This is a genomic window from Streptomyces sp. NPDC051913 (genome assembly GCF_044593635.1).
Taxonomy (GTDB): domain Bacteria; phylum Actinomycetota; class Actinomycetes; order Streptomycetales; family Streptomycetaceae; genus Streptomyces.
On sequence record NZ_JBIUCI010000007.1, the window covers coordinates 395,341 to 408,205 of the forward strand.

The following is a 12,865-nucleotide window of genomic DNA, read 5'->3' on the forward strand; positions in this document are numbered from 1 at the left end:
AGTACGGTCGGAGGCATGGAGAACGTACTGCGCCCGCTGATCGTCGTCGGTGGCTCGGTCGTGCTCACGCTTCTCATCGGCTGGGCCACCGATCTGCTGATGCGCAAGGCCGACCAACGGCAGAGCGAGACCCCGCTGTGGGGTCTGCTGCGCCGCGGCCGCATCCCCTACCAGCTCGTCATCTTCGCGGCCCTGCTCAGAGGGTCGTACGACGAGGCACGGGTGCTGGTGGAGCACCGGGTCGGTATCGGCCGGACCCTGACGCTGGTCCTCATCGGGGCGACGGCGTGGCTGATGATCCGGATCGCGGCGGCGGTCGTGGAGACGACGTACACGCGCTACTCCCGTGCCCAGCGTGATCCCGCCCGGGTCCGCCGGGTCCGCACCCAGGTGACCCTCATCACACGGGTGGTCACCGCGGTCGTCGCCGTCGTGGCGACCGCCGCGATGCTGCTGACGTTCCCGGCGATGCGCGCGGCCGGTGCCTCGCTGCTGGCCTCGGCCGGCATCCTCGGCATCGTCGCCGGTGTCGCGGCACAGTCCACGCTGAGCAACATGTTCGCGGGGCTGCAGATCGCGTTCGGCGACATGGTCCGCATAGGGGACACGGTCGTGGTGGACGGCGAATGGGGCACGGTCGAGGAGATCACCCTCACGTTCCTGACGGTCAGGACCTGGGACGAGCGCCGGATCACCATGCCTGTGTCGTACTTCACCTCGAAGCCCTTCGAGAACTGGTCGCGCGGCGGGGCCCAGATGACCGGCATCGTCTACTGGCATCTGGACCACTCGGCGCCGATGGAGGCGATGCGCGAGAAACTCCGCGACATCCTTCGCGAGTGCCCGGCGTGGGACGGCCGCGCCTGTGATCTGACGGTCACGGACTCGACGCCCAACACCATGCAGGTGCGGGCCCTGGTGACCGCCAAGGACGCCGACGACATCTGGAAGGTGCGGGTCACGGTCCGCGAGCAGATGATCCGCTGGCTGACCGCCCGCCACCCCTACGCCCTGCCCCGCGTCAACACGGCCGACTCGGCCCTGCCCCCGGGCTCGAACGGCGCCCGCCCGTCCGCCTCCCCGGACGGCGCGCCCCGCCGGATGCACGAGCCCCCGAGGCAGAGCCGCTGACCGTCAATTCCCCCGCTCGGCGCCCCCGTTGACCTGCACGATCTGTGACGTCACATGGCCGGCGCCGGGCGAGGACAGCCAGTGCAGCGTCTGTGCGATGTCCCCGGGGTTCCCGGCGCGGCCGTTGGCGGTGTCGTCGATGAGCCGCTCGCGCCGGGCGGGGTCGATGGCGCCGCCGAAGAACTCGGTGTCCTCGATGTAGCCGGGCGCGACGACGTTCACGGTGATGCCGCGCGGCCCGAGATCCCGCGCCAGGTCATGGGCGTACGGATGGAGCCCGGCCTTGGCCGCCGCGTACGCCCCGCTCCCCGACCCCCGGTAGGCGGCGATGGAGCTGACGAACAGCACCCGCCCGCCGGGCGAGGCGAGCCGGTCCTTGAGGGCCTCGGTGAGCAGCGCGGCGGTCAGCAGATTGAGCCGGAAGTTGACGGTCCAGTTGTGCGCGACGGCATCCAGCGGATCGTCACCGGCGACGGCCGGTTCGAGCTGCCCGGTCCCCCCGGCACTGTGGACCAGGACGTCCACGGCCCCGAGCTGCCGCCCGACGAACTCGGCCACCCCGCGCACATCGGCCGTGTCACTGAGGTCGGCGGCATACGTCAGCGCCCCGGGCACCCCGGCCTCCTCCAGCACTTCCTTGCGCCGCCCGAGGAGCAGCACTCGATCCCCGTCCGCCGCGAAGACACGGGCCGCGGCGAGCCCGATTCCCGTTCCACCACCACTGATCACCACGTTGCGAGCCATGAACCCACCCTAAAAAGGGGCGGCGGCTCCCGTCATCCGTGTTCACACGAAGGTCATACGACTGCCAGGTCAGCGCAGACTGCGCACGTCGAGGTGCCTCAACACCCGGTCCACGACCTCCGGATCCGCCCCCGGCTCACTGCGCGCCGCCATCACCTCGTGCCGCGCGGCGCTCATCATCTCGCCCTGGATCCGCCGCACCCGCTTCAACCGCTTCACCCGCTGCTGATGCGCCTCGCGCCGCTCCTCGTCGCCCATGTCGGGACTGATCCGCACGCCGATGTCGAAGGCCCGCCGCAGCATCTGCTCGGACAGCTCCTCCGGCAGCTCCTCGACCTCCTCGATCTCCCTCAGCCGCCGCTTGGCGGCCTTGGCGGCCCGGATCGCGAGGGTCTTCTCGAACTCCTTCTCCCGCGCGGTGTCGGCCTTCACGCCGAGCTTCTTGACCAGCCACGGCAGGGTCAGCCCCTGGAGCACGAGGGTCGCCATGATGACGCCGAACGCGATGAACACGATCTCGTCCCGGTCGGGGAAGGCGCCCCCGTCCTCGGTCTTCAGCGGGATCGCCAACGCCAGCGCCACGGACGCCACTCCCCGCATCCCCGACCACCACATGACGACGGTCTCCCGCCAGGTCATCGGGATCTCCTCGTCGTAGTCCTGCTTCGCGTGCAGCCGCTTGGCGACCCAGGTCGCGGGCAGCAGCCACAGCAGGCGTACGAGGACGACGACCGCGACGATCGCGGCGGCCCAGCCGAGCATCTCGCCCCACCGCCCGGACGCGGTACGGACGGCGTTGTGCAGTTCGAGGCCGATCAGCCCGAAGGCCACGCCGGTGACGAGCGTGTCGACGATGTCCCAGAAGGTGTGCCCGGCGAGCCGGGTGGCCACGTCGTCGGGGTCGGTGGCGTACTCGGCGAGGAACAGCGCGGTGGTGAGCACCGCGAGCACCCCGGAGCCGTGCAGTTCCTCGGCCATGACGTAGGAGGCGTACGGCACCAGGAGCGTGAGCCCGATCTGGAGGGTCGTGTCGTCGAGCAGGTCCATCAGCTTGTTGGCGCACCAGCCGAGGACCACCCCCACGACGAGGGCGACGACCGCGGACAGCACCAGCTCAAGGGCGGCCTCGCCGGTGTGGAAGGAGCCACTGACGGCCGCGGCGATCGCCACGTGGTACAGCACGATCGCCGTCACGTCGTTGAAGAGCCCCTCGCCCTCCAGGATCGACACCAGCCGCCGCGGCAGCCCCAGTTGCCCGGCGACGGCGGTCGCCGCGACCGGGTCGGGCGGCGCGACCAGCGCGCCGAGCGCCACGGCGGCGGCGATCGGCAGCCCCGGCACGATGGCATGGGCGACGGCGGCCACGCACACGGTGGTGACGAACACCAGCGCCACGGCCAGCAGCAGGATCGGCCGTACGTTGGCCGCGAACTGCCGCCAGGAGGTGCGGCGTACGGCCGCGTAGAGCAGCGGCGGCAGCAGGAGCGGCAGGATCAGATCGGGCGCGACGTCGACGTTGGGCACGAAGTCGAGCAGCGCGAGCACTATGCCGAGGAGCGTCATGAGCACCGGCGCCGGCAATTTGAACCGGTCCCCCACCGGGACGCTCACCACGGCCCCGAGCAACAGCATGAACAGCAGGGCCAACTGATCCACGGTCAGGCTCCGGCGGGTCGGACGAGCAGGAATCTCCAGCCATCCAGCCTGCCATGACGGCCGCGCCGATCAGTTACAGCGCGCGCCGCATCCCCTGGTGCGGAATCTCCGCCTCCAGGTATTCGGGCCCGTACGCCTCGTACCCGAGCCGCTCGTAGAACCCCAGCGCGTGGGTCTGCGCGTGCAGATCCACCGCCGCGAGCCCCCGCGCGCGTGCCGCGTCCTCGATGGCCCGTACGAGCGCCACGCCCACGCCGAGACCGCGCGCCTCCTCGGCGACCGCGAGCCGCCCCAGCGAGCCCAGGGTGAGATCGCCGCCGACCTTCTCGGCAGCCCGGGGACCGAACAGCAGCCGCCCGGTGCCCAGCGCCACCCCGTCGTCCCGCACGGCCAGCACATGCACCGCCACGGCGTCGTACGCGTCGTACTCCAGGTCCTCCGGGACGCCCTGCTCGACGACGAAGACCTGCTTGCGCACGGCGAAGCACATCTCCCGGTCGGCGGGGTCCTCGGCGACCCGCACGGTGTACGACGGCCGGCTCACGCGTACGTCTCCTCGCGGACCTGGTCGAGGGCCTGCTGGAGGTCCTCCGGGTAGTCGCTGGCGAACTCGACCCACTGCCCGTCCCCGGGGTGCTCGAAGCCCAGGCGGACCGCGTGCAGCCACTGCCGGGTCAGGCGCAGCCGCTTGGCGAGGGTCGGGTCGGCACCGTAGGTGAGGTCACCGACGCAGGGGTGGCGGTGGGCGGCCATGTGGACGCGGATCTGGTGGGTGCGGCCCGTCTCCAGCTTCACGTCGAGCAGGGAGGCCGCGCGGAACGCCTCGATGAGGTCGTAGTGCGTGATCGACGCCTTGCCCTCGGCGGTGACCGCCCACTTGTAGTCGTGGTTCGGGTGGCGGCCGATGGGGGCGTCGATGGTGCCGCTCGTCGGGTCCGGGTGGCCCTGGACGAGGGTGTGGTAGCGCTTGTCGACCGTGCGCTCCTTGAACTGGCGCTTGAGCGAGGTGTACGCGCGCTCGGACTTGGCGACCACCATCAGGCCGGAGGTGCCGACGTCGAGGCGGTGCACGATGCCCTGGCGCTCGGCGGCACCGGAGGTCGAGATGCGGTACCCGGCGGCGGCGAGGCCGCCGATGACGGTCGGGCCGGTCCAGCCGGGCGACGGATGGGCGGCGACCCCTACGGGCTTGACGATGACGACCACGTCGTCGTCGTCATGGATGATCTCCATGCCCTCGACCGGCTCGGCGACGATCTGCACGGGCGCGGGCGCGCCGGGCATCTCGACCTCCAGCCAGGCGCCGCCGTGCACGCGCTCGGACTTGCCGACCACGGCCCCGTCGACCTGGACCTTGCCCGCCGCCGCCAGCTCGGCCGCCTTGGTGCGGGAGAAGCCGAACATCCGGGAGATGGCAGCGTCGACGCGCTCGCCCTCCAGGCCGTCCGGCACGGGCAGGGTTCGGATCTCGGGAATCGTGCTCACCCGTCGAGTATGCCGGACCGGATCCGGCACCCCGCACGAGCCTGTGGAAAACCGGGGCTCAGTCCTTGTGGACGGTCCCGTCCGGGTCGAGGCCCTTGAAGGACAGCAGCACGATCAGGATGCCGCCGCACACGATCGCCGAGTCGGCCAGGTTGAACACCGCGAAGTGCTTCGGCGCGATGAAGTCGACGACCGCGCCCTCGAAGACGCCGGGCGAGCGGAAGATCCGGTCGGTGAGGTTGCCGAGCGCTCCGCCCAGCAGCAGGCCGAGGGCGATCGCCCAGGGCAGGCTGTAGAGCTTGCGGGCGAGGCGGGCGATGACCACGATCACGGCCGCCGCGATCACCGTGAAAATCACGGTGAAGGCCTCACCGAAGCCGAAAGCGGCGCCCGCGTTGCGGATCGCCTCGAACTTCAGCCAGTCCCCGATGATCTCGATCGGCGCGTGGTGCTCCAGCTTGGCCACGACGAGCAGCTTGCTGCCGAGGTCGAGGAGGTACGCGAAGGCGGCGACGGCGAACAGCACGGCGATCCGGCGCTTGCCCCTGGGCCGGGGTCGCTCCTCGACGCCCTCCTGCCCGGCTGCCCGCTCCGGCTCGGCCCCGCCCCCCTCAGGGGTGTCCGGCGTACCGATCATGCGCTCCGCTTCGGTCACGTGAGTCCCTCAACCTAGGTGCCTGACTGAGGACGAGGGTACGGCACGCCCCTGCGGGCCCTCAGTACCGGCGTTCCTGCTTCTGCTTGCACTCGACGCACAGGGTCGCGCGCGGGAACGCCTGCATCCGCGCCTTGCCGATCGGGTTGCCGCAGTTCTCGCACAGCCCGTAGGTACCCGCGTCGAGCCGGTCCAGTGCCCGCTCGGTCTGTTCGAGCATCTCGCGGGCGTTGGCGGCGAGGGCCATCTCGTGCTCGCGCGTGATGTTCTTGGTCCCGGTGTCGGCTTCGTCGTCGCCCGCGCCGTCCCCGGAGTCCCGCATCAGGCCCGCCAGGGACTCCTCGGACGTCGTGATCTCGGCGCCCAGCCGCAGCGCCTCGGACTGAAGCTCGGCGCGCGCCTCCGCGACCTCCTCCGGGGTCCAGGGGTCCTCGCCGGGGCGGACCGCGAGCTCACCCGGCTCCGCCGCGGCGAGGCGTGCCTTGGGGACGGCCGTCTTCGCCGCCGTGGCCGTGCCAGGAGTCTTCTTCGCAACCACTGTCGTGGCTCCCGTCTGCTTCGCGGCCTGCGCCGCGCCCGCCTTCTTGGCCGTCTTACCGGCCGCGCTCTCGCCGGCCGCACTCTTGGTGGAGGTGCTTTTCGTGGTCTTCGTGGTCTTCGAGGTGGTGCTCTTCGCGGCAGCGGTCTTCTTGGCGGCCGTCTTCTTCACCGCCGCCTTCGCCGCGGCGGTCTTCCCGGTCGCTGCCTTCTTGCTCACCGCCTTCTTGGCCGTCGGCTTCTTCGCGGCCGCCCCCACCGCCTTCTTGCCGTCCACGTCCTTGGCCGCACCGCCGGAGGCATGTGTGGATCTGCCCGACGCCGACTTCTGATCGGCGGTCTTCTTCGCCACCATGGCCGCGGCCCCTTCACATATTGTGATCTTGCACGCGAATCGTGCTGGGACGATAAATCGACTTGAGTCCCGCGGCAACGGGGCGCACCGCCCGATTCGCCCGCCTCGCGCAGAGAGCACGCCAGGCATGCAAGCGTTGTGCCCAGCTCCCCGCCGGGTAATCCGCCGGATCGCACGTCCCGGAATCCGAACACGCGTACCGCTCCATTCGGGTCACCCCGACGCCCTCGACGCCCCCGCACCCGGGCCCGGAAAATCCGGTCGGCCGCTGTCCGCGCGGCGCCGTACACTGGGCGGAGCGAGAAGCGTGGATGGGGACGAGTAGCGGCGTACGCAGCCCAGAGCGACCCGGGGACGGTGGAAGCCCGGGGGCGAGCGCGACGTGAAGATCACCCCGGAGCCGCCGGAAGAAAGCCCTCCAGGGCCAGTAGACCCGGCATCGCGACCCCAATGAGGGGGCTCACCGGTGTGCACGGCGCACAGGGGAGCCAAGGAGGGTGGTACCGCGGGAGCGCGCCGACACCGGCGTACGGAAAGACAAGCTCTCGTCCCTCCGGACGGAAGGCAGCAAGTCCGCCGGAGGAAGCTCGCTGATGACAACGCCGCAGTACCGCCAGGTGCCCGCCCAGGTCGACCTGCCCGCCCTCGAGCACGCCGTGCTCGACTTCTGGCGCGAGCAGAAGATCTTCGCCAAGAGCCTGGAGCAGTCCGAGGGCCGTCCCGAATGGGTGTTCTACGAGGGCCCGCCCACCGCCAACGGCATGCCCGGCGCCCACCACATCGAGGCCCGCGTCTTCAAGGACGTCTTCCCCCGCTTCCGCACCATGCGCGGCTACCACGTGGCCCGCAAGGCCGGCTGGGACTGCCACGGCCTGCCCGTGGAGCTCGCGGTGGAGAAGGAGCTCGGCTTCAGCGGCAAGCAGGACATCGAGGCGTACGGCATCGCCGAGTTCAACGACAAGTGCCGTGAGTCCGTCCTGCGCCACACCGACGCGTTCTCCGAGCTGACGACCCGCATGGGCTACTGGGTCGACCTGGACGACGCCTACGTCACGATGGACCCCGAGTACATCGAGTCGGTCTGGTGGTCGCTCAAGGAGATCTTCAACAAGGACCTGCTGGTCCAGGACCACCGCGTCGCCCCCTGGTGCCCCCGCTGCGGCACCGGCCTCTCGGACCACGAGCTGGCGCAGGGCTACGAGACGGTCGTCGACCCGTCCGTGTACGTCCGCTTCCCGCTCACCTCCGGCCCGCTCGCCGGCGAGGCCGCGCTCCTGGTCTGGACGACGACCCCGTGGACGCTGGTCTCCAACACGGCCGTCGCCGCCCACCCCGAGGTCACCTACGTCGTCGCGACGAACGGCGAGGAGAAGCTGGTCGTCGCCGAGCCGCTCGTCGGCAAGGCGCTCGGCGAGGGCTGGGAGACCACCGGCCAGTCCTTCACGGGCGCCGAGATGGAGCGCTGGACGTATCAGCGTCCGTTCGAGCTCGTGGAGTTCCCCGAGCCCGCCCACTACGTGGTGAACGCGGAGTACGTCACGACCGAGGACGGTACGGGTCTGGTCCACCAGTCCCCCGCCTTCGGTGAGGACGACCTCAAGGTCTGCCGCGCCTACGGCCTCCCGGTCGTGAACCCGGTCCGCCCCGACGGCACCTTCGAGGAGGACGTCCCCCTCGTCGGCGGCGTCTTCTTCAAGAAGGCGGACGAAAAGCTCACGGAGGACCTGCACGACCGCGGTCTCCTCTTCAAGCACATCCCGTACGAGCACAGCTACCCGCACTGCTGGCGCTGCCACACCGCGCTGCTCTACTACGCGCAGCCGTCCTGGTACATCCGCACCACGGCCATCAAGGACCGTCTCCTCCAGGAGAACGAGAACACCAACTGGTTCCCGGACACGGTCAAGCACGGCCGGTACGGCGACTGGCTGAACAACAACATCGACTGGGCGCTGTCCCGCAACCGCTACTGGGGCACCCCGCTGCCGATCTGGCGCTGCGAGGACGACCACCTCACCTGTGTCGGCTCCCGCGCGGAGCTCAGCGAGCTGACGGGCACGGACCAGTCGAACCTGGACCCGCACCGCCCGTTCATCGACGACGTCACCTTCGCCTGCCCCAAGGACGCCTGCGGCAAGGCGGCCACGCGCGTGCCCGAGGTCATCGACGCCTGGTACGACTCGGGTTCGATGCCGTTCGCGCAGTGGGGCTACCCGTACAAGAACAAGGAACTCTTCGAGTCCCGCTACCCGGCCCAGTTCATCAGCGAGGCCATCGACCAGACCCGCGGCTGGTTCTACACCCTGATGGCCGTCGGCACCCTGGTCTTCGACAAGTCCTCGTACGAGAACGTCGTCTGCCTCGGCCACATCCTCGCCGAGGACGGCCGCAAGATGTCCAAGCACCTGGGCAACATCCTTCAGCCCATCCCGCTGATGGACCAGCACGGCGCCGACGCGGTCCGCTGGTTCATGGCGGCCGGCGGCTCCCCGTGGGCGGCCCGCCGCGTGGGCCACGGCACCATCCAGGAGGTCGTCCGCAAGACGCTCCTCACGTACTGGAACACGGTCGCCTTCCAGGCCCTGTACGCCCGTACGTCCCACTGGGCCCCGTCCACGGCCGACCCGGCCCCGGCCGACCGCCCGGTCCTCGACCGCTGGCTGCTGTCCGAACTCCACGCGCTCACCGACCAGGTGACGCAGGCTCTGGAGGCGTACGACACCCAGCGCGCCGGCAAGCTCCTCTCGGCGTTCGTCGACGACCTGTCCAACTGGTACGTCCGCCGCTCGCGTCGCCGCTTCTGGCAGGGCGACAAGGCCGCGCTGCGCACGCTGCACGAGGTCGTCGAGACGGTGACGAGGCTGATGGCCCCGCTGACCCCATTCATCACCGAGCGGGTCTGGCAGGACCTGGTCGTCCCGGTGACCCCGGGTGCGCCCGAGTCGGTCCATCTGGCCGAGTGGCCGGAGGCCGATCTCGCCGCCATCGACCCGGAGTTGTCGCGGCAGATGGTCCTGGTCCGCCGGCTGGTCGAGCTGGGCCGTGCCACGCGCGCGGAGTCGGGCGTGAAGACCCGTCAGCCGCTGAGGCGCGCGCTGGTCGCGGTGACCGGCTTCGACACCCTCAACCCGGAACTGCACGCGCAGATCACGGAGGAGCTGAACGTCGAGTCGCTGGCGTCCCTCTCTGATCCCTCCGCTGGTCCAGCGGGCGGCGGCAGCCTGGTCGACACCACCGCCAAGGCCAACTTCCGGGCCCTCGGCAAGCGGTTCGGCAAGCGCGTCCAGGACGTGGCGAAGGCGGTGGCCAACGCGGACGCGGCGGCCCTCTCCCTCGCCCTGCGCGAGGGCACGGCCTCGGTCGAGGTCGACGGCGAGACCATCACGCTCGCTCCCGACGAGGTCATCATCACGGAGACCCCGCGCGAGGGCTGGTCGGTCGCCTCCGACTCCGGTGCGACGGTCGCCCTGGACCTGGAGATCACGGAGGAGCTCCGCCAGGCGGGCCTCGCCCGTGACGCGATCCGCCTGATCCAGGAGGCCCGCAAGAACAGCGGCCTGGACGTCGCCGACCGCATCGCCCTGCGCTGGACGTCCACGGACCCGGCGGTGATCGCGGCCCTGTCCGAACACGCGGAACTGATCGCCGACGAGGTCCTGTCGACGGACTTCGCCCAGGGCGAGCCGGACGACACGTACGGCGAGCCGTTCACCGACGAGGGCCTGTCCCTGACGTTCCACCTGCGCAAGGCGTAACGCGGCCACGGCCTACGAGGGCCCGGTCTCCTCGCACGGGGAGGCCGGGCCCTTCAGCATGTCGAGAAGCAGGGTCCGGGTGGGCTCACCGCAACCCCGCGGCAGCCACCTGCGTACGAGCCTCCGTCGCCCATGCCCGCGCACTACAACCCGCCACCGACACGGCGATCAACCCGCGTAAAAGGGGCGAGCCCCGGACCGGAGTCCAGGGCTCGCCCCTTTGAACGCTGCCGACGCCTAAGGCGTACTACAACTCGTCAGTTGTCGTCCTCGTCGATCAGGAACCCACGCATCGGCGAGGGAGCCTGCCCCATCGGCGACGGACCCTGCGGCCGGACCGGAGCCATCGGCTGGGTCATCGCGGGCGACATCTGCTGCTGACCGCCGTAGGACGGAGCGGCCGGCGCCGGAGCACCGCCCATGCCGCCCGGGTTGCCACCGTACGACGGGGCGCTCGCACCGGCCGGAGCCATCGAGGGCGCCGGGGACGGCGGCAGCGACGCGGTCGCCGGGGTACGCGGCGGAGCCAGCGAGTCGTCGGCCTGGGTCTCCAACTGACGCAGCTGCGACTCCAGGTAGGACTTCAGACGCGTGCGGTACTCGCGCTCGAAGCCGCGCAGGTCCTCGACCTTGCGCTCCAGCGTGGCGCGGGCGGACTCCAGGGAGCCCATCGCGACGCGGTGCTTCTCCTGCGCGTCCCGCTCCAGGGCGTCGGCCTTGGCACGGGCGTCACGCTCCAGACCCTCGGCGCGCGAACGGGCCTCGCCGACGATCTTGTTGGCCTCGGAACGGGCCTCGGCGATCGCCTGGTCGGCGGTCTGCTGGGCCAGCGAGAGGACACGGGCGGCGCTGTCGCCACCGGGGCCCTGACCAGGGCCGCCCATCGGACCGCCCATGGGGCCGCCCATCGGGCCACCCATCTGCTGCTGCATGGGCGGCTGACCACCCATGGGGCCCTGACCCATCGGACCCTGGCCCATCGGACCCTGGCCCATCGGACCCTGCCCCATCGGACCGGGACCCTGCGGGCCACCCTGGCCGCCGCTCGGGCCGGCGGGCAGCTGCGGCGCACCGCTCGGCAGCTGGGGCGGGCCACCCATGGGGCCACCCATCTGCTGCTGCGGCGGGCCAGATATGCCGGCGGGCACGGGGCCGCCGGGCCCACGCATGCCCTGCTGCGGCATCCCCTGCTGCGGCATGCCCTGCCCGGGCATCCCCTGCTGGGGCATGCCCTGCTGCTGGTCCTGCGGACCGGGACCACCAGGACCCTCGGGGGGCTTGCGCATGTTCTGCTGGTTCTGGGCAGCAGCACGCGTCGCCGCGGCCAGCTTGGCGCGCAGGTCCTCGTTCTCGCGCAGCAGGCGCGTCAGTTCGGCTTCGACCTCATCGAGGAAGGCATCGACCTCGTCCTCGTCATAGCCTTCTCGGAGGCGGACGGTCGTGAACTGCTTGTTCCGCACGTCCTCGGGGGTCAACGGCATCTCTTCACCTCAACGTAGTCATCGGCAGTCGGCAAGACCGTATCGTCCACTGTCACCTCGCGAGATTGCCCACGATAGAGATCAAGATGTAGACGATGATCATCAGTACGAAGAAGGACAGGTCGAGCGCCACGCCCCCGAGACGCAGCGGCGGAATGAACCGCCGCAGAAGCTTCAGCGGTGGATCGGTGACAGTGTAGGTGGCCTCCAGGACGACCACCATCGGCTTGCCAGGTTGCCACGAGCGGGCGAACTGGAAGACGTAGTCCATGACCAACCGGAAGATGAGCACGATGAGGAACACCATCAGCGCGATGTAGATCACCTGCGCGAACACGCTCATGGTCTTTCTTTCCCTCTCCCCTGTTTCGTGCTGTTGCCGGTCTGTCTGTCTCAGCTCTGGTTGAAGAACCCGCCCTCTGCGATACGGGCCTTGTCCTCCGCCGTGACATCGACGTTAGCAGGCGACAACAGGAACACCTTCTGCGTCACCCGCTCGATGCTGCCGTGAAGACCAAACACCAAACCGGCCGCAAAGTCGACAAGTCGCTTCGCGTCTGTGTCATCCATCTCAGTGAGATTCATGATCACCGGGGTGCCCTCACGGAAGTGTTCCCCGATGGTACGGGCCTCGTTGTAGGTCCGCGGGTGAAGCGTGGTGATCCGGTAAGGCTCTCGTTCGGACACGACCTTGGGCATGATCACCGGTGCGTTCTTCTCCAGGCTCTGGCGTTCTTGTGTGATGGACGCCACGGGCGCGATGCGCGCCGGACGTCCGGATTCCGCGGCTAGCGAAGCGGAACGGGCGAGCGGCTCACGAGGGGTGGAGGGTTGTACGATTCGCACCTCTTCGTCCCTTTGGGACTGATGTGCGCTGTGCGACTGGTGCACCGGCTCGTGCCGCCGGTGGTCCCGCTCGGGCTCCGGGTCCAGTTCGGGTTCGAAGTCGTCGTCGGGGTCGAAACCGCGGCCGTCGTACCCATCGTCCTCCACGAGGCCGAGGTAGACCGCCATCTTGCGCATCGCGCCGGCCATGCTCTGAGTCCTCCGCTCTGTGGTGGATCTG

At 70.1% G+C, this 12,865-nt stretch carries 11 protein-coding genes; 2 read left to right on the forward strand and 9 right to left on the reverse strand.

Annotated features, from left to right (window positions below; all coding sequences use genetic code 11):
• The first annotated feature begins 15 nt into the window (after positions 1-15).
• Positions 16-1,131, forward strand: coding sequence for a mechanosensitive ion channel family protein (locus ACIHIX_RS23695; protein WP_399959254.1), 1,116 nt, complete (start codon positions 16-18; stop codon positions 1,129-1,131).
• Positions 1,132-1,134: 3 nt separating this feature from the next.
• Here the strand turns inward: ACIHIX_RS23695 and ACIHIX_RS23700 are convergent, their stop codons facing one another.
• The 6 genes from ACIHIX_RS23700 to ACIHIX_RS23725 form a co-directional block, all read right to left on the reverse strand.
• The gene (locus tag ACIHIX_RS23700; RefSeq protein ID WP_399959256.1) at positions 1,135-1,875 is read right to left on the reverse strand and encodes an SDR family NAD(P)-dependent oxidoreductase; all 741 of its coding nucleotides are present in this window, start codon (positions 1,873-1,875) and stop codon (positions 1,135-1,137) included.
• Positions 1,876-1,944: 69 nt separating this feature from the next.
• Positions 1,945-3,531, reverse strand: a complete 1,587-nt coding sequence (locus tag ACIHIX_RS23705) for a Na+/H+ antiporter (protein WP_399959258.1) — start codon at positions 3,529-3,531, stop codon at positions 1,945-1,947.
• Between the two features lie 73 nt (positions 3,532-3,604).
• The gene (locus ACIHIX_RS23710) at positions 3,605-4,075 is read right to left on the reverse strand and encodes a GNAT family N-acetyltransferase (RefSeq protein ID WP_399959260.1); all 471 of its coding nucleotides are present in this window, start codon (positions 4,073-4,075) and stop codon (positions 3,605-3,607) included.
• Positions 4,072-5,016 carry an RluA family pseudouridine synthase gene (locus ACIHIX_RS23715; RefSeq protein WP_399959262.1) on the reverse strand — a complete coding sequence of 315 codons (945 nt, stop codon included), beginning with the start codon at positions 5,014-5,016 and terminating at the stop codon, positions 4,072-4,074. The genes ACIHIX_RS23710 and ACIHIX_RS23715 overlap by 4 nt, the downstream gene beginning before the upstream one ends.
• A gap of 58 nt (positions 5,017-5,074) precedes the next feature.
• Complete coding sequence (lspA, locus tag ACIHIX_RS23720; RefSeq protein WP_399959264.1) at positions 5,075-5,671, reverse strand: signal peptidase II; 597 nt, start codon at positions 5,669-5,671, stop codon at positions 5,075-5,077.
• 61 nt (positions 5,672-5,732) lie between these two features.
• A complete protein-coding gene (locus ACIHIX_RS23725) occupies positions 5,733-6,563 on the reverse strand; it encodes a TraR/DksA family transcriptional regulator (RefSeq protein WP_399959266.1) in 831 nt (276 codons plus the stop codon).
• A 593-nt stretch (positions 6,564-7,156) separates the two neighbouring features.
• Between ACIHIX_RS23725 and ileS the strand changes: the two genes are divergently transcribed.
• A complete protein-coding gene (ileS, locus tag ACIHIX_RS23730; RefSeq protein WP_399959268.1) occupies positions 7,157-10,318 on the forward strand; it encodes an isoleucine--tRNA ligase in 3,162 nt (1,053 codons plus the stop codon).
• Between the two features lie 257 nt (positions 10,319-10,575).
• On the opposite strand, the gene ACIHIX_RS23735 is transcribed toward ileS, so the two are convergent.
• From ACIHIX_RS23735 to ACIHIX_RS23745, 3 genes are read right to left on the reverse strand one after another with little or no spacing between them, the layout of a single operon-like run.
• Entirely contained in the window at positions 10,576-11,799 is a 1,224-nt protein-coding gene (locus tag ACIHIX_RS23735) for a DivIVA domain-containing protein (RefSeq protein ID WP_399959270.1), read from the reverse strand.
• Between the two features lie 52 nt (positions 11,800-11,851).
• Positions 11,852-12,142, reverse strand: a complete 291-nt coding sequence (locus ACIHIX_RS23740; RefSeq protein ID WP_399959272.1) for a YggT family protein — start codon at positions 12,140-12,142, stop codon at positions 11,852-11,854.
• 50 nt (positions 12,143-12,192) lie between these two features.
• Entirely contained in the window at positions 12,193-12,834 is a 642-nt protein-coding gene (locus ACIHIX_RS23745; RefSeq protein WP_329340175.1) for a cell division protein SepF, read from the reverse strand.
• Positions 12,835-12,865: the final 31 nt, after the last annotated feature.

Coding starts and splice junctions, on each gene's coding strand:
- ACIHIX_RS23695 (WP_399959254.1), top strand. CDS start 16: ATGGAGAACGTACTGCGCCCGCTGATCGTCGTCGGTGGCTCGGTCGTG.
- ACIHIX_RS23735 (WP_399959270.1), bottom strand. CDS start 11,799: ATGCCGTTGACCCCCGAGGACGTGCGGAACAAGCAGTTCACGACCGTC.
- ACIHIX_RS23725 (WP_399959266.1), bottom strand. CDS start 6,563: ATGGTGGCGAAGAAGACCGCCGATCAGAAGTCGGCGTCGGGCAGATCC.
- ACIHIX_RS23700 (WP_399959256.1), bottom strand. CDS start 1,875: ATGGCTCGCAACGTGGTGATCAGTGGTGGTGGAACGGGAATCGGGCTC.
- ileS (WP_399959268.1), top strand. CDS start 7,157: ATGACAACGCCGCAGTACCGCCAGGTGCCCGCCCAGGTCGACCTGCCC.
- ACIHIX_RS23745 (WP_329340175.1), bottom strand. CDS start 12,834: ATGGCCGGCGCGATGCGCAAGATGGCGGTCTACCTCGGCCTCGTGGAG.
- ACIHIX_RS23740 (WP_399959272.1), bottom strand. CDS start 12,142: ATGAGCGTGTTCGCGCAGGTGATCTACATCGCGCTGATGGTGTTCCTC.